Origin of the sequence: Flavobacterium sp. 90 (genome assembly GCF_004339525.1) — a bacterium.
GTDB lineage: Bacteria > Bacteroidota > Bacteroidia > Flavobacteriales > Flavobacteriaceae > Flavobacterium.
The window spans coordinates 2,907,639-2,934,190 of record NZ_SMGE01000001.1; the positions used below are offsets into that span (position 1 = coordinate 2,907,639).

General features: G+C 31.7%; 30 protein-coding genes and 1 tRNA gene. 22 read left to right on the top strand and 9 right to left on the bottom strand.

What is annotated here, in order from left to right; translation table 11 throughout:
- The first annotated feature begins 184 nt into the window (after nt 1-184).
- From C8C83_RS11790 to C8C83_RS11840, 11 genes are all read left to right on the top strand, one after another.
- Complete coding sequence (locus C8C83_RS11790; protein WP_121328752.1) at nt 185-1,411, top strand: hypothetical protein; 1,227 nt, start codon at nt 185-187, stop codon at nt 1,409-1,411.
- Nucleotides 1,412-1,434: 23 nt separating this feature from the next.
- Nucleotides 1,435-2,214 carry an alpha-ketoglutarate-dependent dioxygenase AlkB gene (locus C8C83_RS11795; RefSeq protein WP_121328753.1) on the top strand — a complete coding sequence of 260 codons (780 nt, stop codon included), beginning with the start codon at nt 1,435-1,437 and terminating at the stop codon, nt 2,212-2,214.
- Nucleotides 2,211-2,714, top strand: a complete 504-nt coding sequence (locus C8C83_RS11800) for an endonuclease V (protein ID WP_121328754.1) — start codon at nt 2,211-2,213, stop codon at nt 2,712-2,714. Before C8C83_RS11795 ends, C8C83_RS11800 begins: the two co-directional genes overlap by 4 nt.
- Nucleotides 2,715-2,726: 12 nt before the next feature.
- Nucleotides 2,727-3,572: an SMI1/KNR4 family protein gene (locus C8C83_RS11805; RefSeq protein WP_132011755.1), complete on the top strand. Its 846-nt coding sequence runs from the start codon at nt 2,727-2,729 to the stop codon at nt 3,570-3,572.
- 132 nt (nt 3,573-3,704) lie between these two features.
- Nucleotides 3,705-4,766: a hypothetical protein gene (locus C8C83_RS11810; protein WP_121328757.1), complete on the top strand. Its 1,062-nt coding sequence runs from the start codon at nt 3,705-3,707 to the stop codon at nt 4,764-4,766.
- 91 nt (nt 4,767-4,857) lie between these two features.
- A complete protein-coding gene (locus tag C8C83_RS11815) occupies nt 4,858-5,436 on the top strand; it encodes a DUF1801 domain-containing protein (protein WP_121328758.1) in 579 nt (192 codons plus the stop codon).
- 40 nt (nt 5,437-5,476) lie between these two features.
- Nucleotides 5,477-6,040, top strand: coding sequence for a DUF4256 domain-containing protein (locus C8C83_RS11820; RefSeq protein WP_121328759.1), 564 nt, complete (start codon nt 5,477-5,479; stop codon nt 6,038-6,040).
- A 254-nt stretch (nt 6,041-6,294) separates the two neighbouring features.
- Nucleotides 6,295-7,101, top strand: coding sequence for an SDR family oxidoreductase (locus C8C83_RS11825; RefSeq protein WP_121328760.1), 807 nt, complete (start codon nt 6,295-6,297; stop codon nt 7,099-7,101).
- A 13-nt stretch (nt 7,102-7,114) separates the two neighbouring features.
- Entirely contained in the window at nt 7,115-7,420 is a 306-nt protein-coding gene (locus C8C83_RS11830; RefSeq protein WP_121328761.1) for a hypothetical protein, read from the top strand.
- Between the two features lie 41 nt (nt 7,421-7,461).
- Nucleotides 7,462-8,376: an AraC family transcriptional regulator gene (locus C8C83_RS11835; RefSeq protein WP_121328762.1), complete on the top strand. Its 915-nt coding sequence runs from the start codon at nt 7,462-7,464 to the stop codon at nt 8,374-8,376.
- A 2-nt stretch (nt 8,377-8,378) separates the two neighbouring features.
- A complete protein-coding gene (locus tag C8C83_RS11840) occupies nt 8,379-8,702 on the top strand; it encodes a MazG-like protein (protein ID WP_121328763.1) in 324 nt (107 codons plus the stop codon).
- 56 nt (nt 8,703-8,758) lie between these two features.
- Here C8C83_RS11840 and C8C83_RS11845 read toward each other — a convergent pair whose 3' ends face one another.
- Nucleotides 8,759-9,154 (bottom strand): VOC family protein, encoded by a 396-nt coding sequence (locus tag C8C83_RS11845; protein WP_121328764.1) that lies wholly within the window; start codon nt 9,152-9,154, stop codon nt 8,759-8,761.
- A 133-nt stretch (nt 9,155-9,287) separates the two neighbouring features.
- Between C8C83_RS11845 and C8C83_RS11850 the strand changes: the two genes are divergently transcribed.
- The 4 genes from C8C83_RS11850 (at nt 9,288) to C8C83_RS11865 (ending at nt 11,587) form a co-directional block, all read left to right on the top strand.
- Nucleotides 9,288-9,857, top strand: coding sequence for a Crp/Fnr family transcriptional regulator (locus C8C83_RS11850; protein ID WP_121328765.1), 570 nt, complete (start codon nt 9,288-9,290; stop codon nt 9,855-9,857).
- 77 nt (nt 9,858-9,934) lie between these two features.
- Nucleotides 9,935-10,672 carry an SDR family NAD(P)-dependent oxidoreductase gene (locus C8C83_RS11855; RefSeq protein ID WP_121328766.1) on the top strand — a complete coding sequence of 246 codons (738 nt, stop codon included), beginning with the start codon at nt 9,935-9,937 and terminating at the stop codon, nt 10,670-10,672.
- A 175-nt stretch (nt 10,673-10,847) separates the two neighbouring features.
- On the top strand, nt 10,848-11,252 hold the full coding sequence (locus tag C8C83_RS11860) for a VOC family protein (RefSeq protein WP_121328767.1): 405 nt from the start codon (nt 10,848-10,850) through the stop codon (nt 11,250-11,252).
- A gap of 83 nt (nt 11,253-11,335) precedes the next feature.
- Nucleotides 11,336-11,587 (top strand): FUSC family protein, encoded by a 252-nt coding sequence (locus C8C83_RS11865; RefSeq protein WP_132011756.1) that lies wholly within the window; start codon nt 11,336-11,338, stop codon nt 11,585-11,587.
- A 77-nt stretch (nt 11,588-11,664) separates the two neighbouring features.
- Here the strand turns inward: C8C83_RS11865 and C8C83_RS11870 are convergent, their stop codons facing one another.
- Nucleotides 11,665-12,246 carry an HD domain-containing protein gene (locus C8C83_RS11870; protein ID WP_121328769.1) on the bottom strand — a complete coding sequence of 194 codons (582 nt, stop codon included), beginning with the start codon at nt 12,244-12,246 and terminating at the stop codon, nt 11,665-11,667.
- Between the two features lie 148 nt (nt 12,247-12,394).
- On the opposite strand from C8C83_RS11870, the gene C8C83_RS11875 reads away from it, so the two are divergent.
- Nucleotides 12,395-12,871: a hypothetical protein gene (locus C8C83_RS11875; protein WP_121328770.1), complete on the top strand. Its 477-nt coding sequence runs from the start codon at nt 12,395-12,397 to the stop codon at nt 12,869-12,871.
- A 31-nt stretch (nt 12,872-12,902) separates the two neighbouring features.
- Here the strand turns inward: C8C83_RS11875 and C8C83_RS11880 are convergent, their stop codons facing one another.
- A complete protein-coding gene (locus C8C83_RS11880) occupies nt 12,903-13,298 on the bottom strand; it encodes a helix-turn-helix transcriptional regulator (protein WP_121328771.1) in 396 nt (131 codons plus the stop codon).
- Between the two features lie 126 nt (nt 13,299-13,424).
- Entirely contained in the window at nt 13,425-14,522 is a 1,098-nt protein-coding gene (locus C8C83_RS11885) for a hypothetical protein (protein WP_121328772.1), read from the bottom strand.
- 368 nt (nt 14,523-14,890) lie between these two features.
- Between C8C83_RS11885 and C8C83_RS11890 the strand changes: the two genes are divergently transcribed.
- The 3 genes from C8C83_RS11890 to C8C83_RS11900 all read left to right on the top strand — a co-directional run bounded on the left by C8C83_RS11890 (nt 14,891) and on the right by C8C83_RS11900 (nt 18,098).
- A complete protein-coding gene (locus C8C83_RS11890; protein WP_121328773.1) occupies nt 14,891-15,556 on the top strand; it encodes an energy transducer TonB in 666 nt (221 codons plus the stop codon).
- A gap of 5 nt (nt 15,557-15,561) precedes the next feature.
- Nucleotides 15,562-16,698, top strand: coding sequence for a hypothetical protein (locus tag C8C83_RS11895; RefSeq protein ID WP_132011757.1), 1,137 nt, complete (start codon nt 15,562-15,564; stop codon nt 16,696-16,698).
- An 89-nt stretch (nt 16,699-16,787) separates the two neighbouring features.
- A complete protein-coding gene (locus C8C83_RS11900; RefSeq protein WP_121328775.1) occupies nt 16,788-18,098 on the top strand; it encodes a hypothetical protein in 1,311 nt (436 codons plus the stop codon).
- 178 nt (nt 18,099-18,276) lie between these two features.
- Here C8C83_RS11900 and C8C83_RS11905 read toward each other — a convergent pair.
- Nucleotides 18,277-18,354: transfer RNA gene (locus tag C8C83_RS11905), tRNA-Val, on the bottom strand.
- Between the two features lie 178 nt (nt 18,355-18,532).
- Nucleotides 18,533-19,759, bottom strand: a complete 1,227-nt coding sequence (locus tag C8C83_RS11910) for a folylpolyglutamate synthase/dihydrofolate synthase family protein (protein WP_121328776.1) — start codon at nt 19,757-19,759, stop codon at nt 18,533-18,535.
- A 131-nt stretch (nt 19,760-19,890) separates the two neighbouring features.
- Here C8C83_RS11910 and C8C83_RS11915 point away from each other — a divergent pair, with 131 nt between their 5' ends.
- Nucleotides 19,891-20,586, top strand: a complete 696-nt coding sequence (locus C8C83_RS11915) for a MotA/TolQ/ExbB proton channel family protein (RefSeq protein ID WP_121328777.1) — start codon at nt 19,891-19,893, stop codon at nt 20,584-20,586.
- 3 nt (nt 20,587-20,589) lie between these two features.
- Complete coding sequence (locus C8C83_RS11920; RefSeq protein WP_121328778.1) at nt 20,590-20,985, top strand: biopolymer transporter ExbD; 396 nt, start codon at nt 20,590-20,592, stop codon at nt 20,983-20,985.
- 530 nt (nt 20,986-21,515) lie between these two features.
- Here C8C83_RS11920 and C8C83_RS11930 read toward each other — a convergent pair.
- The 3 genes from C8C83_RS11930 to C8C83_RS11940 all read right to left on the bottom strand — a co-directional run bounded on the left by C8C83_RS11930 (nt 21,516) and on the right by C8C83_RS11940 (nt 24,887).
- Entirely contained in the window at nt 21,516-22,415 is a 900-nt protein-coding gene (locus C8C83_RS11930; RefSeq protein WP_121328779.1) for an energy transducer TonB, read from the bottom strand.
- 523 nt (nt 22,416-22,938) lie between these two features.
- Nucleotides 22,939-24,165, bottom strand: a complete 1,227-nt coding sequence (locus C8C83_RS11935; RefSeq protein WP_121328780.1) for a Glu/Leu/Phe/Val dehydrogenase dimerization domain-containing protein — start codon at nt 24,163-24,165, stop codon at nt 22,939-22,941.
- Between the two features lie 146 nt (nt 24,166-24,311).
- A complete protein-coding gene (locus tag C8C83_RS11940; RefSeq protein WP_121328781.1) occupies nt 24,312-24,887 on the bottom strand; it encodes a chalcone isomerase family protein in 576 nt (191 codons plus the stop codon).
- 484 nt (nt 24,888-25,371) lie between these two features.
- Between C8C83_RS11940 and C8C83_RS11945 the strand changes: the two genes are divergently transcribed.
- Complete coding sequence (locus C8C83_RS11945) at nt 25,372-26,514, top strand: acyl-CoA dehydrogenase (RefSeq protein ID WP_089478315.1); 1,143 nt, start codon at nt 25,372-25,374, stop codon at nt 26,512-26,514.
- Nucleotides 26,515-26,552: the final 38 nt, after the last annotated feature.

Below are 26,552 nucleotides of genomic sequence, written 5' to 3' on the forward strand. Positions count from 1 at the left end.
CTGATATAAATAGAGTTTAACAATAATCGTATTGATTGTTTAGTAAGATTAATATTCTTTTTAGCAATAAAATTAGTTCTATATTAGCGATCATAAAAAGTTGTTCGGCAATAAAAACATGAAAATGTTGATTGCAGAAAAATAGAAAAAAGACCAAAAGCATATCTAAATATTCCAACTAAAAATGACATCATCTCCTCTTGAAAATAGAATTTCTAAAGACAAAAACATTCTAATTATTTTACATGAAAATGTAACTATAACTTCAGAACTTCAATATCTAATCGATAATTTTTGCGGAATTGTGGTAAACAATCTCTCTGAAATAAAAATTTCGCTTGACAACAAAAAGATTTATGTATGCGGAGATATTGATCAACTTCAAAATGATGATACTACTTTATATATAATTAAAGAAGTTTCTACAAATTATGAAAATCGAACAGAGAAAAATATTCATCTAATAGAATTAGGTAAAGTTCCAATTTTGGTTAGTAATGCCGGAGTTTATTTTAGAGCAATGTTTGACGATGAAGATTATTTTAATACGATAAAATCAGAACACACTTTTCAGCATTTGACAGAATCCAATAAAGAATCTACAGCTTTAAGAACAGGAATTTATTTAACGGAAGTTTCAAAAGAAGAAACCGAAGATGAAAGATTAAATTTTCGCCTTTTGAGATGTTCCAGTAATTTTACCGGACCAACAGATAATTTCCGTAACGCAGATCATATCATAATAAATGCATTAAACGATGCCGTTAAATATACTTTTGAAGAAGAAACAAAACTCAATCACGTTTTGGTTCAGATTTATGAGAATAAAATGAAAACGGAAGAAAATACAAAAGAAGTAAAATCTAAAATAAAAGCACATTCTGATAAAACCAAGGATATGCCAAAAGACGGTCTTATTGCTTTTTGTACTTTTTATGATCAATCTAATTTTGATAAACTAAAACCATCAAAAGAAGATCGATACGATTGGTGTTATAAAAAAAGCAGCGGATTTACGAGACTTCATTTCAAGTTAAAAAACACGGTTAATGATGAAACTTTAGACAAAGAATTTACGGTTACTTTATATCCAAATTCGGCTTTTTTAATTCCGCTTTCGACCAATAGATTGTACACGCATGAGATTAAACCATCGGTTTTAAATGTCGATCAAATCCCGATTAGAATGGGTTATGTTGCCCGATGTTCAAATCTTGAAGCTGTATATATGAAAGGTGAGACTTATATTAAAGAAAATAATGAGTTAGTTAAACTAGAGCAAATGACTCCGGAAATGATGACCGATTTGCGAAATTCATATTACGAAGAAAATAGCACCGAGAAGAAAGTAGAATACGGAAAAGTCCACTTTAGTATGAATTCCGGTGATTATGAAAAACCAATATATTAAGTTGAAACGCGATAAAAGAAACAATGAATAAGTCAGATTTTTATAAAATTACACTTCCGTTAGAAAAGAACTTATTCGATGAATTATTGCTTTCTGCAGAATTTGAAGATGTCGCCAAAGGAAGAATCGGAAATCATTTGGTTGATGTAAGCGACAAAGGCGTTCCAATAGTCAGAACGACGACAATGTACAATATACCGGCGCAAAATTTCTCTGAGATTCATCATAAGATAATTGAATCTATAAATGATACAACGGAAGATTTTCCGCAATTAGAATTCAATAATGCATTGATAGAAAGATACGATTGTAATTATACGACAATGAAATATCATTCAGATCAATGTTTAGATTTAGAAGCAGATTCTTATATAGGACTTTTTAGCTGTTATGAAAATCCGGAGAAATTAATTGAGAAAAATATCCGAAAACTGAAACTCAAAGACAGAATTACCAACGAAGAATTTGAAATTTCATTGACGCATAATTCGGTTGTTATTTTTTCATTAGAGGCAAATGCAAAGTTTCTTCATAAGATTATATTAGAATCAATTCCGAATCCAAAACGATCAGAATCAGATAATAAATGGCTTGGAATTACCTTTCGAAAATCAAAAACCTTTATAGAATTTAAGGATAATTTGCCTTATTTTTCTAATGGAGAATTATTGACTTTAGCAGACGAAGATCAACAAAAAGAATTTTTTAAATTAAGAGGACAGGAAAATAGCGTTATGAATTTTTCTTATCCAAAACTATCGTACACACTAAGTGTTGGCGATACTATTATGCCAAAATTATGATATTAGCATTCGATACTTATTACTACGACGGAAAAGCAAAAACAGTTTGTCTTGAATTTACAGAATGGAACCAAAGTGAAAACTTCAAAATTCACACCGAAATAATCGATAACGTCGAAGATTATATTCCGGGAGAATTCTATAGAAGAGAATTACCTTGTATTCTGAGTGTCTTAAATAAATTCGATTTAAAAGAAATTGAAGCCATTATAGTTGATGGTTTTGTTTATCTGGACGATGAAAAGAAATACGGTTTAGGCGGACATTTATATGAAAAAATAAATAAAGAAGTTCCGATTATTGGCGTTGCTAAAACAAATTTTGCTTCGATCGAAAAAGACAAAAAAAGTTGGATTAGAGGCGAAAGTAAAAAGCCGCTATATGTTACCGCAATTGGTTTAGAACTGGAAGATGCTTTCGCGAAAGTAGAAAAAATGGCGGGCGAATTTAGAATGCCAACTTTGTTGAAAGAAATGGATCGATTAACGAAGGAAATATAAAGTAGTTTAGATATGAGTAATATATATAAAGATTTTTTCAGAGAGGTAAAATGTTTTATTGTCGAGTTGGGCATTGATGGGAATAAAGTAGCAGGTTGTTCAGAAGAAGAAATAAATCAAATAGAGCAGGAATACGGGAAATTACCCTTGGCTTATAAAGAATATTTAGCTGAAATTGGTAAAAATTTTCTGTTTGAATTTTTTGATGGAGAGCAATTTTCTTATCAGGATTATGAAGATATTAGAGAACATGTAAATGATACTCTGGAAGAAACTAAATTTAAATTTGAAAAAGATATATTTCCGATTTCTCATTATAGATACGACTATTTTACTTTTTTCTATAAAGATGAAAGTGATAATCCTAAAGTATGGCTTTATAAACAGTACGTTCAGGAAAATGAAAAGAACCCAAAATTAATGGAAACTCAATTTACGGATACTATTATAATGTTCTTTCAACGAATTTTAGTCAATAAAACTGCTGGCTTTCATTGGGTGACGGCTGAAGAGGAAAAAAATAATAAAAATATTGTTGAAGACAGATATATTAAATGGTTTTCAAGTTTGTTTAAAATGAAAAAATGGATTGAAAATTCTAAAAGCGATAATGTCTTGGTGAAAAAATTACATTATTCTTTTTCAGAGTATTATTTACGTAATGAAAATCAGATTGTTGCAGAACTTCAAAAAAAAAGAATACTTACTACTAGTGGAATTTTAATTCAAAAAGAGGTTGTAAAGAAAACAAATAATCAAGAGGAAGGAAAGGAAGCAGAAATAAAGAAATCTAGTAAAAATATAGAACAACAAGAGAGAAATTTAATTGAAAAGTTGCTAAAGTTTTTTAAAGTATAGTGGGCGAATTTAGAATGTCAACTTTTGCCGAAAGAAATATAAATTAAGATAAAAAACAATAGATTTATTTTTACGATTGTAAATACCATTATTTACCAGAGAAGAGGACTAAAACTTAGAATAACATCAAATATGAATGGACAGATAAAATCTTGCAAAACGATATCACAAGATAAAATTAAAAGTGCTCGATATTTTGATGTTCAGGGAAAAGTGATTAAGGACGAAGAATATGATTATGATAGTGGAACTTTAAAGTACGTTCTAATTTTTAAGTATGAAGACAATAGTATTTTAAAAGAAACATTTAATGCGGATGGAATTCTTGTTGGGAGAAACTTAAAAAAATTAAATAAAGAAGGAAAAATCGAAGAAGAATACGACGGATTCGGAAATTATGTATCTAAATCTTTTTATAAATATGATCAAAATCAAAAATTAGTATCTGAAACAGCATTTGATTCAGAAAATAAAATTGAGCGTACAATTCTTTACAACTTGATTGGTAATAATCAATATACCAAACATTATAATAATAACGGACTTCTTGAATATTTGGAAATTCTAAAGTTTAACGAAAAACAACAAGTCATTCGTGAAATATATTTTAGAAAGCCAGAGATTACGAATTACGATCCTGATGAATTGCAGTATTTTGAAGAATATTTCGAAATGATGAAAGCTTTTCGTGTTGATATTTCCGGAAACACAATAGAGATTCCTTTGGCTATGAATTTTATGGATTCTGAAACCATTTATGAATATGATGAATCTGGAAATAAAATACTTCAGGAAGAATTTGAGTATTATCAAGAATCTTCTTCACGCGCAATAGCACTTGTCAGCGGAGATAACTACGAGTATAATGCATTAAATTTGGTAATCAAAAATATGTCATATGAAATTCATACCGATTGGGATGATAAAAGGGAACTTGATTTTACATATTCCTTTGACGAAAAGGGGAATATGATTGAAAAAACAATGAACAGTGGCTTCAATAAAATAAACGAGAAGTTTAGTTTTAACGATAACGGAAAACTAGTTTACTACATTGAAGACCGAAATAATACGGAAGAAACTAATGAAAAGTTTTATGATGATGATGGTAATCTAATTTTAGAAGCAAGAAAATGTTATTATGATAATGAGTATGAAGAAGAAATAACCAAATATGAGATTGAATATTATTAATTGAAATTTAAGTTTCTCTTTCATATAGATTTTCTAATTTAGTATAACGTATGAATTTTAATACATAGTAAGAATTTAAAAATAAAATACTATGAATCCTGAAGTTGATTTTTATTTTGATGAAGCCGAAAAGTGGCAAAAAGAACAGGAACAATTACGCGAAATTGCGCTTGATTGTCAACTGAACGAAGAATTAAAATGGGGAAGTCCTTGTTATACTTTAGGTAAAAACAATGTTGTTTTGATTCATGCTTTCAAAGAATATTGTGCATTCTTGTTTTTTAAAGGAGCTTTATTAAAAGATACCGATGATATTTTGGTGCATCAAAGTGAAAACGTACAAGCTGGAAGACAAATCAGATTTACTAATCTTGCTGAAATAATAGAACAAAAAGCTATCTTGAAAACCTACATTTATCAGGCGATCGAAATAGAAAAAGCCGGCCTAAAAGTGGCGCTTAAAAAGACAACTGATTTTGAAGTTGCAGAAGAATTTCAAAAGAAACTCGACGAGATGCTCGATTTAAGACAAGCTTTTTACGACTTAACTCCAGGCAGACAAAGAGGTTATTTACTATATTTTTCTCAACCGAAACAATCCAAAACCAGAGAATCAAGAGTAGAAAATAGTATCGCAAATATTCTGAACGGAAAAGGTTTGAAAGATTAGGATTTAAATCAGGTTTAAAGATTCCATAAAAAAGAACAATATGAGTCAAAAAAACAAATTGTCAGCAGAACAACAAGAATCATTATTGAGTGTTTTAGAAGGACGTTTCGAGAAAAACATGCAACGTCATAAAGGTCTTGAATGGTCAAAAGTAGAAGCAAAGCTAAAAGCAAATCCGGATAAACTTTGGTCACTTGACGAAATGGAAAGCACCGAAGGAGAGCCGGATGTTGTAGGTTTTGATGCTAAAACTGGCGAATATATTTTTTATGATTGTTCAACAGAAAGCCCAAAAGGGCGCCGAAGCATTTGTTACGATCATGAAGCTTTAGAAAAAAGAAAGGAAAATAAACCCGCAAACAGCGCCATTAATTTGGCCGAAGAAATGGGAATCGAAATTCTGACCGAAACACAATATCGCGAACTTCAGCAATTGGGTAAGTTTGATGCTAAAACTTCAAGCTGGATTCAAACTCCGGCAAATATAAGGAAATTAGGCGGCGCCATTTTTTCGGATTTTCGTTATGATACCGTTTTTGTATATCACAACGGAGCAGATTCTTATTATGCCGCCAGAGGATTTCGCGGTTCATTAAGAGTTTAAATTAAATTTTATAAGTTTTATCAGGAGCTAATCCAGCCATTCATTATATCTTTTATGGCTCCCGATAGCTATCGGGACCGCCATAAAAGGATGCCATTTCTGTCTGGGCTAGGGCATCAGGTTTTAAAAGAAATCAATGTTTTATAATTTAAAAATTAACATTCGTCATTTTGGCTAACACAAGAACCAAAGTGGCTACATTCAACTTTAGATTTCATCGGACTTTTGCATTGTAATATTAAAACAATAAAAAAATGCAAAAGACAATCTTCATTACAGGCGCTTCTTCAGGATTAGGAAAAACAACCGCAAAATTATTTCAAAGCAAAGGCTGGCAAGTAATTGCAACCATGCGTAATCCTGAAAAAGAAACCGAATTAAACCTTCTCGAAAACGTAATTCTACTTCCGCTTGACGTATCAAATTCGGAACAAATTAATGAAACCATCAAAAAAGTAACCGATTCTTATTCGGTAGATGTTGTCATGAACAATGCCGGTTACGGATTAATTGGCGCGTTGGAATCTTTAACTGAAGAACAAATTCAGCGTCAGATAACAACCAATTTATTAGGCGTTATTTTGGTTTCAAAAGCTTTTACGCCACATTTCAGAACAAATAAAAGCGGTGTTTTTCTAAATATTTCTTCGACATTTGGATTAATCGGATTCCCAACTTGTTCTATTTACAGCGCTACAAAATTTGCCGTTGATGGGTTTTCAGAAAGTATGGCTTATGAATTGGCACAATTTGGAATACAAGTAAAAGTTGTTGCTCCAGGCGGAATGCAAACTGATTTTGCCATTCGTTCTATGGAAGTTGGTCAACACGATGCTTATGCAAAACTAACCGAAGAAGTTAGTAAAGGTTATAGCGCAGAACAAATTGCCAATTACAGCAAAGTCGAAGATATTGCTCAAATTGTTTATGAAGACGCAACAGACAATAAAAACCAACTGAGATATGTTGCCGGAAATGATGCGAATGCTTTATATGACGAAAGAATAAAATTTGGTGTAGAAACACAAGTTCAGAATATCAAAGCAATGTTTACTTTTTAATTAAATCTGAAAAATGAAAAATCAAGCGATAGAACTCACTACTTTTAGACTTAACGGATTTACGATTGAACAATTTATTGAAGCCAATAAAGAAGTAGACGAATTCCTGAAACGTCAGGAAGGATTTAGATCCAGAAGTATTTTTGAGCTCAAAAAAGGCGTTGTCCATGATATGCTTTTTTGGGATAGTAAAGAAGAAGGAACAGCGGCAATGCATCAATTAATGACAGAACTTAGCGATTCAGTCGTTCACGATATGATCGATCAAAGTACCGTAAGCTGGAATATTGCAACAGTAGAACATTTCGTAAATTTGTAAATGTTGACCATTCAAAACTTAATGGTTTTAAATTCAGAATAATGAAAAATCAACCCAAAATATTCGAGACAATATCAGAATTGCATAAAGCAATGGGACAACCCAAACCGATGCATCCGCTTATCAGTATTCTGAATTACGGCGAAGCTATTTTTGATCCAAAAGATTTTGAGAACGGCATTATTCTGAACTTTTACAAAATATCTTTTAAAACTAATTTCAGTGGAAAATTGCGATACGGACACGGTTTTTATGATTTTGAAGAAGGTGGAATGTCATTTGTAAGTCCGGGACAAATTTTAAAAATGCAAGAGGAAGAAGCAGATTATAGCGGAATGTCGTTGAATATTCATCCGGATTTTTTTCGTCCATATTCTTTAAATACCAATATTAAAAAATATGGCTTTTTTGCTTATTCAGCTGCTGAAGCGTTGTATTTATCAGAGAAAGAAAAGGAAACTATTTTGGGTGTTTTTGCAAATATTCAAAATGAGCTTAACGAACGAATTGACAATTTTAGCCAGGATGTAATTATTTCGCAAATCGAACTTTTGCTCAATTATAGTAATCGTTTTTACAACCGTCAGTTTCTAACCAGAAAAGCGATTAACAATGATGTACTTTCTCAGTTAGAAAAGCTTTTGAATGATTATTTCAATGACGAAAAATCAATTTTAAACGGAATTCCAACCGTACAATTTGTAGCCGACGAATTAAAGCTTTCGCCAAGATATTTGAGCGATTTACTCAGGAATCTTTCGGGGCAGAATACGCAACAATTCATTCATGATAAATTGATTGAAAAAGCAAAAGAATATATCACAAACGGAACTTTATCGATATCTGAGATTGCGTATAATTTGGGATTTGAGCATCCGCAATCTTTCAATAAACTGTTCAAGAAAAAAACAAACGTAAGTCCAATTACGTTCAAAGAATCATTTTATAAAAACTAATTATGGCATCAATAGATTTTGAGCAATTAAAAGAACGCTCTTTAAAAATAAGAGAACGTTACCATGAACTTGAACGCACGCATCACGGCAGCGAATGGAGTGTTGAAGAAGATGCTTTGGCTTTCTTAACTGATGCTGGTTTAGTCGGGCGTCACGTTATGTCGCAACAAGGGCGTTGGCCAAAAGGAAATACGCAAGAAGAATTACAACATAAACTAGGAGAATCAATTTGGTGGTTGACAATATTAGCCGAACGAATGAACCTGAATATCGAAGAAGCTACAGAAAATTTCCTGAATAAGACTGAAAAGCTATTAGGCGATTAAACTAAATCATAAAAAACTCCAAAATCATATGACTTTGGAGTTTTTTATTTTTCAAATCAATTGAATTTCTGAATGGCTTCTGCACTAACAGGCGCGAAAAAGTTAATCAAATTACCATCAGGATCACGAAATAATAACGAACGATTTCCCCAAGGCATTGTGTTTGGTTCCTGAACAACATCTTCGATAAAATCCTTAATTCTCTCATATTCATCGTCAACATTGTCAACGCGAAATTCTATAATTACGCTTTTATTGTGGGTAGGTTCTGCAATTCCTTCTCCAAAGAAGCTTAGTGTTTTGGTACTTCCTATTGCCAAAGTCGATGAACTCGTTTTTATTTCTGCAAAGTCTTCCGTATACCAAGTCGCTTTCAAATTAGTGATGTTTTCTAAAAACGGAACCAAACGTTTGATGTTGGCGGTGATAATTCTTAATGATGCTAAATTCATGTTCTTGTTTTTAATTTGTTTATTTAATAATTCAAAAGTAAAATGGTCGTGTGACAAGAGTATGTCAGCAGGGTTTAAGTTTTTTTTGCCATATGGCAAATTCTGCAAAAAAAACTTTGATTAACTTGCACGTATGAAAGAATTTATAGAATATGTATTGCAATTTGGAAATTTGAACCAACAGCAAATTGAGTTAATTTCTAAGAAAACATCCGTGTTAGAACTTTCTAAAGACGAGTATTTTTCAGAAGCAGGCAAAATTGCACAACAAGTTGGTTTTGTTCTGGAAGGCGTTCTGCGCGTTTGTTATTACAATAATAAAGGCGAAGAAATCACCAAATATTTCCCTGTTGAAAATAATCTGGTGGTAGATATGGAAAGTTTTGAAAATGATATTTGTTCAAATGTTTATGTTCAGGCGATTACAAATTGCAGAATATTGGTTTTTTCTAAAAAAGACTGGCAAGAGCTTTTAGATACGATTGTAGGCTGGGACGCTATTGTACATAAAGTTGTTTCGAAAACATTGAGACAAAAAATGGAAAGAATAAGCACTTTGGTTGCAGAAGATGCCACCACGCGATATTTAACATTTCTAAAAAACTTTCCTAATGTTATCAATCGTGTTCCGTTATCTTATGTTGCGTCGTATCTGGGAATTACACAATCTTCTTTAAGTAGAATTCGAAAAAACATTCGATAAATCGCTTTTTGCCAAATGGCAAATGATTTTGTTTTTAAACGAATGACCTTTGTTTTAATAATTTAAAAAAGGAAAAAATGAAATCAGTATTAATTACAGGAGCAAATAGAAGTATAGGATTAGAATTAGTAAAACAACTTTCGAAAAAAGGGTTATTCGTTTATTTAGGAACGCGTGATCTTGAAAAAGGAAACGCTGTGGTAAAAGAATTAAACGAAAATGGATTCGAAAATATCAAAGCAATTCAAATTGATGTTACAAATCCGGATACAATTCTAGCGGCAAGAAAAATTGTAGAAAGCGAAAAAGGAAAATTAGATATTCTGATTAACAACGCCGGAATCAGCGGTGAATTTCCTCAGAGTGCATCAACAACAGCAATTTCGGCTATTAAAGATGTATTTGAGACCAACTTTTTTGGCGTTATTAGTGTTACTCAGGCATTTTTGGATTTGCTTAAAAAGTCAGAAAGTCCAAGAATTAGTAATATAACTTCCGGACTTGGATCTTTGACATTGCACAGTGATCCTAATTGGAAATACTACAATTTTAAAGCAACAAGTTATGTGACTTCAAAAGCCGCTTTGAACGCTTTTACAATTGGATTGGCGTATGAGTTGAAAGATTTACCATTTAAAGTAAACGCAATTGATCCGGGTTATACTTCTACAGATTTTAATCATCATTCAGGTCCGGGAACTGTAGAAAGTGCAGCAACTTTTATCATTAAACATACCGTTACGGATGAAAAAGCACCAACAGGAAAATTTTTCAGTAATGATATTGAAGACGAAACAGAAGTTAGTCCGTGGTAATTATTTTATGATTTTTAGAAAATAAAATATAAAAGACAGAACAGAATTTGAAAATTCCATTAGTGATAATGGAGTTTTTTTTGTTTTATAAATAAAATTAAAAGTTTAATTAATAATTCCTATCGATTATAATAGTTCTTAAATTTGTAAGTAGACAACTAAAAAACAACCAGATATGGAAGATTTAAATTTGCCAAACGATACAACACCAAAAGTTACAGGAATTGGAGGTATTTTCTTTTTTTCGGACAATCCAAAAGAAACAAAAGAATGGTATTCAAAAAATCTAGGATTGGAAACCAATGATTGGGGTTCGACTTTTGAATCCAGAGATATTAATAATCCTGACAAAGTAAATTCACTTCAGTGGAGTCCTTTCAAAAAAGGAGACGAGTATTTTTCTCCGTCCAAAAAAGAGTTTATGATTAATTATCAAGTTCAGAATATTGAAGCACTTGTAGCTAAACTCAAAGAAAACGGAGTTACTATTCTAGATGAAATTGCAACTTATGACTACGGAAAATTTGTGCATATTCTAGATGCCGATGATAACAAAATTGAACTTTGGGAACCGGCTTAATTATTTAAACCAATAAAAGAATAATTGTTTTTTAGGTTTAAAAAGAAGGTAATTTTAGAAAAATCAAAAACCACATAATAAGAATGGAGAAAAAAATACTATCAGAATTAACGGATCACGAATTGTTGCAGGAAGCAAAAAAAAGCAAATCAACTTCTATAACTAATGCTTTCCTTATTGGATTTCTAGTAGGAATTGTAGTTTACAGCGTTGTAAAAAACACTTGGGGTTTTCTGACCCTAATTCCTTTGTTTCTTATTTATAAGTTGATTAATAATTCAAAAGTCGATAAAAAAGAATTAGAAGATATATTAAAAGAGCGCGGTTTGAAATAATCCTTGAGATTTATAAATCCTGTTTCAGATACAAAAAAAACTCCTTAAGAAATTAAGGAGTTTTTTGTAGATTTATGCTAATTAATCTGAGCCGTACTTAGGAAACGATTATATTCTTTGATTTTAATTTTTAATCTTTCGGCGAGATATTTATTTCCATCTTTTAATTCGTCATAAATAATTTCGGCTTCTTCCATATACATTAACTTTTTTTCGTCTTTCCAGTAAAACGGAGGTTCGTATAAGTTTGTAATTCTGTCCGCCATTTTAACAGCCCAAATTTCGATTGGTTGTTCTTTAATTCGTTTTAGACTATCTAACATTTTTTCAAGCGATCCTTCAATTTTGTCATTTTTCGTTAGTGCAAGAACTCCACTTGCAACTTCATGACCAAAAAGAGCCTTTACTTTTTCGTATGTAATTGCTGTGTCTTCGATCGTATCATGAAGTATGGCACATTTAATGGCTAAATCAGAATTGATGTTTTCTGTGTATTGAATTGCATTTAGGACTTCAAAGACAACACTTCCAATATGATTTAGATATTCTACTTGTTCGCCATCACTAAAACCGCCATATTTTTGTCCGTTATGTAATTTTGAAGCCAATTGCCATATTTTTTGAATTTCATCGATTGACCATTGTTTTTGTTGTTCCATTTGTGATGTTTGAATTAATACAGGCTATTATTTTATTGATGTAATTTATTACTTTTTTTTGGAATTTATCTTTTACAAAGAAAATATTGTTTGTAAGAAAGATCTATATTCGCAATTATAAAAACTAAATCCAAAAAAGCTAAACCGAATGAGAATATTTCCTGAAAGTGATTATTCAATCGAATTAAATAATGATAGTGTATTGTCTATTTCGAAATTACAAGATCTAACTTTATCAGAAAAACAATTCGTAACAAACTGGAATAGTCAAGTTTTTATAGGCAATGTTAAAGAGAGAGAATTTGAAATAAAGCTGTCCAGAAAGATATTAGGAGAATTTTGTGTTTTAAGGGGAAAAATCGAAAATAGAAATGGAATACTAGAAATTCGTACAAGTAAAATTCTAAAAATTATTTTTTTAATGATAATGTTGTTTAGTCTTTCCGGAATAATTGTAGCAATTATACAGAATAAGCTGGAATTGATATTTAATCTTGTTATATCTATTATTGTCGTGAGATTTATTTTTCTAGAATTGGGATTTAGACTTGTTTCAAAAATCGCAATAAATAAACTGGTGGAAATAATTGGAATTAAAAAAATAAGACACAAAAAAACTCCTTAATTTCTTAAGGAGTTTTTGCTTTTCTAAAAGGTTATTTCCCTTTTATTATTTTTTCCAGATATTCAACTTTTTCTTTTTCGGACTGAACTAAACGTTCGTAAAGTTCTACAACTTTATCAAGAGGATTAAAAGTACAGTTGTAATTAGTACTTGCAAAGTGGCTATTATTTACAGCATCATTAAAAGTATTAAAAAAATTAATCATATTTTCTTCCGAAAAATTTTTGATTGCTTCTACTGTTACACCTAATGCTTTTGCAACTTCGGCAAGTTTATTATCATCAATAGTTTCGCTGTTTTCAATAGCCGAAATAGCCTGTTGATTTGTTCCTAAAGCTTGCGCCAAAGCTTCTTGTTTCATGTCTCGAAGTTCACGAATACGACTTATTTTTCGCCCTATGTGATTTGGTTTTATTAGTGTGCTCATAGTTCAAAGATATTTAAAATTTCTCAGAAATTTCCCAATTGGTAAAAAACAAGATTGAAATTGTGAGATACAATTGTATAGAAAACATTCTATCTTGAAGTGCTTATAAACAGTCTTCGTTTCTTTTTAATAATAAGTTATTGTTCTGGTAGTTGTGCTGTCATTGTTGATAAACGTTAAAGTTACCCAATTACCATATTTGTCATAAGTATAGTTGCGCTCAAACTCTTTTATTTTTTTTCCATCTGTTTCTGCAGATATAAACCTATCGTGATTGTCGTAAATACAATCGTATTGAAAGTCTTCATTTTGTCCAAGTGTTTGCCTAATACTAGAAATATTACCTTTACTATTATATTTAAAATATCCACTTGAACCTCGTGAGCTTAGGAATTCAGTAATATTACCAAACTCATCATAATTTATGAAAACTTCCCTGTTTAAGGAGAGATCTTGACCGAAATTAGTAATTCTGGAGATCTTGTTGTTTTGGTTGAGGTAATAAACTGATTTTGAGGCAAAATTATTTTTGTATGAAATAGTATCACTTGCCGATAATTTATTTCTATAGATATAATAATCTTTTTCAACTATTGAATCTTTGTAATTTTGATATACTGTTTCGCGAACTTCTTCTAACGGAATATTTATATGGTCAATTGAATTGTAATATTTTTTTTCCAACTTATTATCTTTTGAAAATTGGTTTTCAACAACGATTCTTTTATAATTCTTGCCAAATTTTTCAGACACTTTCATTGTGAAGGAGTGCTTTATTATATTCTCGTTTTTGTCAAAAAATATCGAATCGATTTCCGCAGATTGCACTATATTTTTGTAGTTTGAATTCCGGTCAGTTTTTGTAACGATTATTAAATTTTCAAAATATTCGTAAGTCATTGTATAATTTCTGAGCAAATCTTCACAAAGTACAATTTTACCTTTTGGATTAAAACTTAAATGATATTCATTGATTCCGTCACTATTGTTATCAATGCTAAGTTTTTTAACGATTTTCTCTTTTTTTAAATCAAAATCTGTGTTATTGAAAGAGTAATTATTGTAATTAAATTCACTGTTCCTATTTGGGTTAAGATAAGTGTTGACTAATTCCTGATAACGATTTTTAGGGTTATTTAACGGTAGAGCTAATCCAGGAGCTTCTGAAATTTGGGCTGTAATCTTAAAAGAAATTAAAATAATTATTACAAGAACATTTTTCATTTGATTATTAATTTTAGTAATTCCCGACTAAAATAGTATTTTCTGCTCATTAACATCATTTATGGGACTTAATATAGTATTGATTTTTAATTTAGTTCTTAATAAATGCACTTCTCTAATTTCTTAGTGGTTTTTATAAATCTGTTTTCAAACCATTTTTGCGGATTCAGATAAAATTTCAATGAGATTATAATGATTTCATTTGTCGTAAAAGGTTAATAAATTGTGGTATGAATATTTCTTATATTCGCTTGGAAAAAAGTGAGCTTATAGTTCAAAGCCACCTAAAAAATGTATTAATCTCATTTTGGTTTGAATAACTAAGTTGTAGCTATTTTGCCCAAAAAGCGCCTAAAATCATAAAGAAAATGAATCTTAAAAAAAGAGTATTTTTAATTGCTTTCTTAATTTGTACCATAACTTCATTCTCGCAAAATGTAATTGAGTATAACGGAGAAAAAATAAATGCATTAGATGAAAATAATAATCAAACCGGAACTTGGAAATTGTTTGATGAAAAAAATAATGCTTTAATAATGTGTGAATTTAAAGATGGAGAATATACTGCGAACACGAAATTTTATAAAGATTCTAAGTTAATTGCGTCCTATAATAATTTAGATAAATTAGAAATATATAAAGATTCGAAAACAACAATTTGTAATTTTTATAGAAATGAAGATAATAGCACAACTCTTGTTGAGGAAAATGGAAAGGAAATCGATTCAGAAACAAGAAAATATTATTTTTTTAATGGTGGTCAGGTTATGCCAATGTTTTATGGAGGAGTAAATAAACTTTATGAGTTTATTGGAAATAATTTTAAAAGTAATGGGAATAAGGGAAGCTTAAAAGTTAAATTCACAATTGATTCAAAAGGATTTGCTACAGAAATCGAAATCGAAAGTTCTACAAATGAAAAATTAAATCAAGAAGCAATAAGAGTAATGAGTATCATGCCAAGGTGTCAACCAGCATACCAGCGTGGTAGATTCGTAAAATATCTATATATGGTTCCAATAAATATAAACTAAAAAGTATGCTAATAAGTACTGTGTTTACAATTATAATATTAATAGTGTTTGTATCAATTGCTATTGTGACCAGTAAAGAAATGTCTAAAAATAAGGAAAAAGACGAAGATGAAAATTTGATAGACGACTTTCATCCTTTGGTTGAGAGACATACAATTACAGCTGATCCTATTTTATCTGAAACTCATTATCAGAAAAAAACTCAAAGAGAGGATTTTTACCAAGACGCTGATTTTGTAAATAAAGGCTGTCAAAGCTTAAATGACTTTGTGATTAATGACGATATAAATGTATTTGATTTAAAAAAACTGGCAGATTTAAACGGTATATCATTACAGATTCATGAAGGATGGTATTCGTTAGTAATCAAATTGATAAAAGAATTACATGCTAATGGCTGGGACAAAAGAGTATATTGTATTAAAACAAAATATGCGTTTTTAGAATTTTATGCTTCTAATGAAGAACATCTTCAAAAAATTATTCAAGGTTATGGTTTTGCTTCTCAAAGTGTTTGCGAAACTTGCGGAGAAAGAGGAGAAATGAGATATTATTCAGGATGGGATTATATAGATTGCAGAAAGCATTATTTAGAAAAAAGAGGAAAAATTACACTTGAAAATGAAGGTTTTTGGTATGAAGATTTTTTTTATCAGTGGAACACAATAATAGACAGATCTTTTGAAGAAGCCAATTATTTTGGACAATATAAAACTCTGGTAATTAAATTCGACAATGCAATTCAGAATGAACGTATAATTTATGGTAGATTATCGATCTCAAAAAGCACTCTGGGATTTGGAAGTTTAGTCGATTATCTTTCAAAAAACTTCTACCGATCAAAACACAGTTACATAGCAAAATTTGAAAATGTAGAATTTTGCGAAATCTGTGGTTACAAAGCTGTTTATATCGATCAATGTGAATGTTGTGAAAACTATACTAGGGAATCTTATTTTAAAAGATCTGGAAATGAGGAACACACAGCAGAAGAAAAGCAAGAATACATTAAAGATTGCCAAATTTCCTGGATAAAAGATGAAGGAGAAATTTATGAAGCGAAACAAAATAATTATACAAAAAATCCGAGTTACAAAGTACTATATAATGTAGAAGAACTTAATAATTGGGATTTGGATTAGAGATTTTGAATCTGATTTTCTTAATCTCTAATTTTTGGACAAATTATTAAAATCTAGCAGTTCTCAAAGCCAAAACGTTAATCTGAATTATGAGTAAAGCAAATTTAACTATTCTAACTTTTTTATTAGGACTTCAAATTTTAATTGGGCAAAATAAAATTAGTCCATTAAATGATTGGGATAAAATAATTATTACAGACGCTTATAGTGGCTGGTCAAATTTCGAAAATAAATTTCAAATTAGAAGCCAGGATTTTTTGCTTACATCATTAGAGAAACCTGATTCAATAATCAAAAAGATTGATCCTAACCTAACTTCTGAAATAGTTAAGTTGATTAGAAATACAAATGATACTTCATTTAAAAGACCTTTGATTTCTTTTGGCAGAGATTCTCTTTGGCTTATTCACAATGCAGAAAACCTTTGGAAAGAACATACAAAAAACAGAAAGACAACGAAGGAAATAGATTCTATTGCAATTAATACAATCAAGGATTATAAAAAAGCAAATCAGGCTGCTTCATCCCTCGAAGGTTCAAATAGAACGGATGATTACCCATTAATCGTGATTAGTGTAATAAAAGGAAATGATACGATTTCGGCATATTCAATAGGACAGGAACCTTATATGTTGCCATGGTATGTAGTAAAGAAAGGAAAAATCTACGATTCAAAACTTTCCGCATTAGTGGCTGAATTATTACCAGATACACTTCCAAACAATAAAAAACGGTTAAGTGGTCAGGATTTTAACGGAGCATTTGTTCAAAAAATCTATTCAATTTTTCTTGCGGAGAAAGAAAATTATTTAGATGCTAAAAATGCATTTCCAGGAACTTTCAAATCTTTAGGAAAGAATTTTGAAATTATGAAAGCAGAAATTATGGATATGTCTTCAATTGAATGGGGTGGAGATTTTGGAAGGCGGTGTTTAGAATTTTCTTTAAAGGATTCAACAATCTCCAAAAATATTAGATTCAATACAATTTCAGGAGTAAATGAACTCTTTAGTACTAAGAAATCGATTATTTATAAAAAAAATGATTTAATGGATTCGTTAAAAGAAAATCCGGTCTACCAATATACATTAAACTGCAATAATTGTTTAGGAGAAATACATTGGGTAAAATCTAAATCCTTAAGCACAGAGGCAAAAGATAATTTTAAAGAATACTTAGAAGAAAGTGGAGTAGATAAAAACAAATACGACGGAAAATATAAGGATGCAATCTTCTTTGAATTGACCGAACATAGAGACTTAGAACAAAGTTTTTCTCGCTGGATTTTTCTTAAATACGGAACATTAATACTTTGGCAATTGAGTGGACGTTTTTTGATGAATTTACCAAAAGAGGTTTCCGAAAATCAAGGCTATGTATGTAAAGAAATTAAATTATGAAATGACTTTTTTTCTTAAGTTAAAACTGTAATCTGCTAAGGTTTTATTTCCTATTCATAAAAATGTAAACTATAGCCCGTGGTTTCAACCATGGGAAACTCATTTTTGATTCCCCAAAACATTTCGTCTTGATTTTGTATAAAGCAAAAAAAACTCCTTAATTTCTTAAGGAGTTTGTTGGTGGGCGATGAGGGGTTCGAACCCCCGACCCCCTCGGTGTAAACGAGGTGCTCTGAACCAGCTGAGCTAATCGCCCTATTTTACTAGGTTGCTATCGTTTGTGATTGCGAGTGCAAATATAAGCCACTTTTTCAGTTCTGCAAACAAAAGATGCTAAAAATTTAAAGTTTTTTTAAAGTTTTTCCTATCTCGTTGTAATTGAATTTATTATAAAAGAAGTTTTTTTAGTCTTTTTCTTATGATTTAAAATTCCGCTAGTTTAATGGCAATTCGGCTACAACAAAAGTACTTCCGCCAACGTAGATAAAATCATTTTGAGCAGCATTTTCCTTCGCAGCAGCGAAAGCTTCGGCTACAGAATTATATTTTTCTCCGAGTAAATCGTGATTTTTGGCAGCTTCCTTCAAGATTTCAACGCCTAAACCTCTCGAAGAATTTGGACTGCAGAAATAGTATTGCGCTTTTTTAGGAAAAAGAGGCAAGATAGAATCCAGATCTTTATCGTTTACAACTCCTAATACAATATGAAGATTCTCAAAAGTTTCATTTTTAATTTGATTCATCACAACAGCCAATCCGTGTTTGTTATGTGCAGTGTCACAAACGATTTTCGGATTTTCTCCCAATTGTTGCCATCTTCCTTGTAAACCCGTATTTTTTATAACGTTTAATAAACCAGTTTTTAGACTTTCGTCAGAAACCTTAAATTCATTTTGAGAATTTAGAATACTGATAGTTTCCTGAACCGTTTTCTTATTGTGAAATTGATAATCTCCAATTAAATCTGAAGGGAAAACTTCTGAAATCAAATCTGCAGCAAAATATATAGGCGCTTTATTTTCTTCGGCTTTAGCCAAAAATACAGGCTGAGTTTCCATAGTATATTCACCAATAACTACAGGAACATTCGGTTTTATAATTCCTGCTTTTTCAGCTGCAATTAGCGCCGGAGTATTTCCAAGAAACTGAGTATGATCTAAATCGATGTTTGTAATCACAGAAACCAATGGCGTTATAATATTCGTAGCGTCAAGTCTTCCGCCAAGGCCAACTTCAATAATCGCGATATCTGTTTTTTTCGAAGCAAAATAATCAAACGCCAAACCAACAGACATTTCGAAGAAACTCATATCATTGGCTTCAAAAAAATCTTTATGTTTTGCGACAAATTCACAAACAAAATCTTCTGAAATTTCTTCGCCGTTGATTTTAATTCGTTCTCTAAAATCTTTTAAATGTGGCGAAGTATACAATCCAACTTTATATCCCGCTTCCTGCAAAACCGAAGCCAACATATGCGAAGTAGATCCTTTGCCATTGGTTCCTGCAACGTGAATGTATTTTTGCCCATTTTGAGGATTACCAAGATGTTCTGCCAGCAACTTAATATTGGTCAAATCTTCTTTGTATGCCGAAGCGCCTTGTAGTTGGTACATTGGTAGTTGATTAAACATCCAATTGGTAGTTTCCTGATAGTTCATTTATTTTGGATAAAAGTGTTGTTGATTGAAATAATTTTCGTTTTTTTTAGTTTTATATTACAGCGAAAATTATCTTTATTGCAAATTTCAAATATTTTTTAGAATTAATTATTAAAAACCAGAATTAATGTATGTTTAGTTTTATACAAGTACAAACAGATACCATTGCAAACGCCGCTTCTAACGTAGTTATTGAAAAAATTGCTCCAAATACCGAAATCTCAGTTTTAGGATTTATCTTAAAAGGAGGTTTTTTCCTGATTCCAATCGCCATCTTATTATTCTATACTTTTTATGTCATCATAGAACGTTACTTATATATCAGTAAAGCTTCAAAAATTGACAGCAGATTAATGCAGGATGTTGGCGATAAGCTAAATTCTGGTAATATCGAACTCGCAAGAACAATTGTAGAAAGAAGCAATACTGCAGCCGGAAATATCTTGAAAGAAGGAGTTTTGGTTATCGGAAGACCAATTGCCGAAATCGAATCCAATATGGATCGTGCCGCAGATATCGAAATTGGAGAAATGGAACGTCGTTTAGGTCACCTTGGATTAATTGCCGGTATCGCGCCAACACTTGGTTTTATTGGAACAATTTCTGGAGTTATCAAGATTTTCTACAGTATTTCGGTTACAGAAAATATTAGTATCGGAAACATTTCCGGAGGTTTATACGAGAAAATGATTAGTTCCGGATCAGGACTTATTGTTGGTATTGTTGCTTATAGCGCTTACCATTTATTAAACGGAAAAATTGATGATTTTGCTTTAAAAATTCAGAAACAAATACTCGAATTTGTAAACATAATTCAAAGATCGTAAGTTATGTCTATTAAAAGAAAAAGAAGATTTCATGCCGAAGTAGCCACTTCATCATTGAGTGATATTATGTTTTTCTTGCTGTTGTTTTTCTTAATTATTTCAACGCTTGCAAATCCTAATGTTATCAAAATGACGTTGCCAAAAGCGAAATCAAATGAAAAAACAAACAAACAACTGATCAGTTTATCCGTTACCGAAGATAAAAAATTCTATATCGACAAAGAACCCGTAGATTTCGAAAATCTCGAAACAACTTTAATGTCAAAAATTGGAGCCGACAAACAGCAAACCGTTGTCGTTAGAATTCCGTTTAACTTACAAGTTCAGGATTTAGTAGACGTACTACAAATAGGCGTGAAGAACAACTTGAAATTTGTAATCGCTACAAGTCCGAAGTAAAATTATCATCAGGGCGTGACCACAATAAAAAAATGGGCTAATCAGCATAACGTTGATTCGCCCATTTTTTTATTCCGGTCGGGCTATCCACGCTACTTCGGTAGCTAGCTTCTATCCCTCACGCGGAAAAAAAGATAATAGAAGAAAGATAATAGAAGAAAGATAATAGAAGAAAGATAATAGAAGAAAGATAATAGAAGAAAGAGTATAGAAGAAAGAATAAAGAGTAAAGAATAAAGAAGAAAGAGGGTAGATTAAAGAGAAGTAGCCATTGAGTATGTCTTTGCGAGGAACGAAGCAATCTCACTAATAAAGAGATCTCTAACATAATCTTGTCATCCTGAGCGAAGTCGAAGGACACGCTTGAAGCTATACAAAGATTGACTTTGTTTGCGGAGTTTCTCGTGTGATTTCTCCCTTCGCTCGAAATGACAAACCATACGAAATCAAAGAAGTAAACAATAAAAAAGGGTTTCTGAAATATTTCAGAAACCCTTTTTCTATTCGTGTAAATCCGTGCAATTCGTGTTTTAATCTAAGCTAAAATTATAGATTATTCTTCCAACTTGTTTTGCAGTTGCATTTTCATCAGGAGACCATTTTGTATTCATCGCTGCAATTTTTGCCTGATCTAGTAAACATTTTGCTGTGTTTGTTGTTCCTTTTATTCCTGGCGTTGCGCTAATTGTTTTTCCGCTTTGATCTACTGTAACTTCTACAACTACTTTTCCAGCTTCGTCACAAGTATATTTTGGTGCAGGTTTAGATAATGCTTTTCTGTTTCCTAAGGAATATCCTGATCCTCCGCCAGAACCACCGCCGCTTCCGGCTCCGTAACCGCTTCCGGTACCAATACCATTTCCTGTTCCGTTTCCACCGCCAGTTCCGCCACCGGAACCTCCAGTGCCGTAATATCCGTTAGATCCTAAACTTCCGTTTGCTTTTCCTTTGTTTCCGGCAACTTTATCATCTCCATCACCACCTTTATTTGATCCTTTTAAAATGCTCGATAAAGCATCATTTGTCGAATTCGAAACTTTTGGTTTTTCAGGTACAGGTTTCGCTTCAGGTTTTACAACCGGAGTTGCTTTTTTAGGTTTTTCTTTCGTCGGAATTACGACGTCATTATCATCAGTTGTATTTTCTTGTGTAATTATAGCTTCGTCTGGAGTTGCTTTTGCAGGAGCTTGCTTTACATTGTTTTTTACTTCCAGAACTTCACTTTTATAATTTGCTCCCGAACCTAAATCGCTGTCTCCAAAATTTACCGTTACTCCGCCACCGCCTCCACCTTGTGCAAGCGCAACATTGTTTTCGGGATTATAAGGAGGCCAAAAACGTATGAAAAATAAAAGCAACAATAATACAGCATAAATTGCCGTAGATATTAATAGAGATTTCTTTTTATCTGAAGAATCCGTAGAAGTCATTTTGATTCTGAGTTTTGTAATAGTATTAAATAAAAACGTTTAAAAGTAGTAAAAATTGTTTAGAATGAAAGTGCTGGGCTTAATTTAACCTCAAAGCTCGTTAAGGTTTTCCGCAAAGTTGACAAAGAAGTTAATCTGTTTTAATTCGTGTAAATCTGTGGCAAAAAATTAACCGCAAAGTACGCGAAGGTTTTTCGCAAAGGTCACAAAGTTTTGTTGAGTTGCTTTAAACGAAGTTTATTAAGTTAACAAAGAAGTTAATCTGTTTTAATTCGTGTCAATCTGTGGCAAAAAATTAACCGCAAAGATTTTTTAAGCAATGATTAAAATAGTAATATTTGTCATTTCGACGAAGGAGAAATCTCCGCAAGTAACTCCGCAACGAAAATCCAATCTTTGTCGAGCTTCTCGTGGAGATTTCTCCTTTGTCGAAATGACATAAAATGAGCAAAAAACTTTGCGGTAAAAAAAAACGGACCAAATAAAAGTATTTGATCCGTTTAGAATTAAAGTATAAACTAAATTATACTAATTGTTTCAATGCAATTTCGAAAGCAGTTGCACTGATATTTGTTTTAGATGGATTTAAAGCGTGCGCTTTTACAATCGCATTTTTTATAATTTCAGAAGTATCATTGAAGATCGCTTCATCTGTCATTTGAACTTTTTTCTCCATGAAATAAGCAAAAACTCTTGCCATTCCGCAGTTTGAGATAAAGTCAGGAATCAAACTTACTTTATGATCCACTTCTTCCATGATAGAACCAAAGAAAATTTCTTTATCAGCAAAAGGAACATTCGCTCCACAAGAAATAACTTCTAGTCCGTTTGCAATTAAGCTATCAATTTGACTTTGTTGTACCAATCTTGAAGCAGCACAAGGCGTGAAAATTTCAGCACCAATTGTCCAGATTTTAGAATTGATTTCTTCAAACGGAATCATATTATCGGCAACCAATTTGTTTCCGTCTTTGTTTAAAAATAAAGTTCTGATTTCTTCAAAAGAAAAACCATCTTCTTTAATTAATCCGCCATCGCGATCAATGATTCCAATAACTTTTGCCCCCATTTCAGCAAGGTAAAAAGCAGCGGCAGAACCTACGTTTCCAAAACCTTGAACGATTGCTTTTTTACCTTTAATGTCTCCGCCATAAGTAGTATAAAAATGACGAACAGCTTCGGCAACTCCGTAACCTGTAATCATGTCGGCAACAGTATATTTTCTGGTAACATCCGGTGAGAATTTTGGGTTTTCGATTACCTTGATAACACCTTGACGTAATTGTCCAATTCTATTAATTTTGTCAGCTTCAGTTGGTTTAAAGTGTCCGTTGAAAACTCCTTCTTGCGGATGCCAAACACCACATTCTTCTGTCATAGGAATCACTTCGTGAATTTCATCTACATTTAAATCTCCACCAGTTCCGTAATAACTTTTCAATAATGGTGAAACTGCTTTGTACCAACGTTGCAAAACTCCTTTTTTACGCGGGTCATTTGGGTCGAAGTTAATTCCTGATTTAGCTCCTCCAATTGCAGGTCCCGAAACCGAAAATTTAACTTCCATTGTTTTGGCCAATGATAAAACTTCATTCATATCTAAGCCTTTTCTCATTCTTGTTCCTCCACCTGCAGCTCCTCCACGTAGTGAATTAATAACGGTCCATCCTTCGGCTTCTGTTTCAGAATCTTTCCAGTTAAAAACAATTTCAGGTGCTTTATTTTCAAATTGCTGTAATAAATCTTTCATTTTGTTGAGATATGTTTAGTTTGCGTAAAAGTATAAAATAGAATAATGTGAATAATGTATTTCATAGCAAATTTATCAAACAAAAAAAGAAAGCCGAAAACAATATGCTTTCGGCTTAAGAATTTTATATAAAATTGGGATAATTATTATTGTCCCAATAAATGTTTCTTTAAAGTTTCGTCAACTGGTTTATCAGATAACCAGATTCCGAATAATGCTTTTTTGAAATCAAATCCTGGGATTTTTCCTTTAGAAACATCATTTTTAATAACGCTCACAGTTTGGTCTAATGGATTGTACCATAAAATAAAGACATCTTTTTCTTTTATAACATCGCTTAATAAGGTTTTGAAATCCTCAATTCTTGGACGTAATTCTTCAAGATTGCTTCCTGCAGATTTCTCAAATCCGGCATTCATTGCTTTTGTCAATTTGTTTGAAGAAACCATAGCTGAGGTAATTTCAATTCTAATCGCCATTTCAGTATCACTGTCAATAATGAATTTTGGATCCTGACTTAATTGCGATAAATACAAGGCTTGTACATAAACTTCCAACCACATTTTTGATCTTCCGCCTGCACCATTAAGTTGCATTGTTTTATTTTGAACTTCAATTTTTCTTGGAACAGTTACGCCATTTACATCAAGTGTAGCTTGTGCAGAAACCGTCGAAAACTGGGCGCTTAAAAGTAGTGTAAGTAATAGTAAAATCTTTTTCATATTCTGTCGATAATTTTGTTTTTGGGCAAAAATAATGTTAATTTATTAATTTTAAGTTGTTATTGAGCATGTTTTTTTATTCCGTATTTTAATTTTTTTTAATGTATGTATTTAACAATCAAATTAGTAAGACTTGTTTTACGTACATTTGCGCGTTTTAAGGTTTGTTTAATCTTTTTGAGATTAAAATTGTCCAGTTTCTTTATGTTTTATCGTTTTTTCAAGACAATTATATTCTTAAATTTTAAAGAAAACATTGCAAATTTTATGTCAGTTGGGCTAAATTTCGTTATTATTACGAAAACGTTATCGTAATTGTTGCTGATCTATTAAAATTATATGCATGCATTGTTAAATTGAGTTTTAAAAATTATCTTTGGAAGCCTTTTAAAAAAACAAAAACAAGTAAAACATAAAACCGAACAATTCTATAAACGAAGTTTTCTGAATTTTGGTTTTCAAAAACAATAAAACTACAAAGACTATGGATTTCAATCTGACCGAAGAACATTTAATGATTCAACAAGCCGCTAGAGATTTTGCTCAAAACGAATTGTTGCCGGGTGTTATTGAACGTGACGAAAAACAAATTTTTCCGACGGAACAAGTAAAAAAAATGGGACAATTAGGATTCATGGGAATGATGGTTGATCCTAAATATGGCGGAAGTGGACTTGATGCAATTTCATACGTAATTGCAATGGAAGAAATTTCTAAAGTTGATGCATCTGCTTCTGTAGTAATGTCTGTGAACAACTCATTAGTTTGTTGGGGATTACAAGAGTTTGGAACTGAAGAACAAAAACAAAAATATTTACCGGGTCTGGCTTCAGGTGAAATTCACGGAGCTTTTTGCTTAAGCGAGCCGGAAGCCGGAAGTGATGCAACTTCTCAAAAAACAACTGCGGTTGATATGGGAGATCACTATATTGTAAACGGAACAAAAAACTGGATTACGAACGGAAATACAGCATCAGTTTATTTGGTAATTGCTCAAACGCATCCTGAATTAAAACATAAAGGAATCAATGCTTTGATTATGACCAAAGATATGCCTGGTTTTTCTATTGGACCAAAAGAACAAAAAATGGGAATCCGTGGTTCTGATACACATTCTTTAATGTTTAGTGATGTAAAAGTTCCTAAAGAAAACAGAATTGGTGAAGATGGTTTCGGATTCAAATTTGCAATGAAAACGCTTGCCGGAGGACGTATTGGTATTGCTTCTCAAGCTTTAGGAATTGCTTCGGGAGCTTATGAATTAGCTTTGAAATATTCTAAAGAGCGTAAAGCCTTTGGAACTGAAATTTGCAATCATCAGGCAATTGCTTTTAAATTGGCAGATATGGCAGTTAATATCGAAGCAGCGCGCCATTTATGTATGAAAGCGGCTTGGGATAAAGACCAACATAAAAATTATGATGTAAGTGGAGCAATGGCAAAATTGTTTGCATCTCAAGTGGCGATGGACACGGCGGTAGAAGCAGTGCAGATTCACGGAGGAAACGGTTACGTAAAAGAGTACCATGTAGAACGTTTTATGCGTGATGCAAAAATTACTCAAATCTATGAAGGAACATCAGAGATTCAGAAAATTGTAATTTCAAGAGCTGTTATTGCAGGATAATTTTTTTATAATATTTAAAATAAAACCCTTTCAAGCAT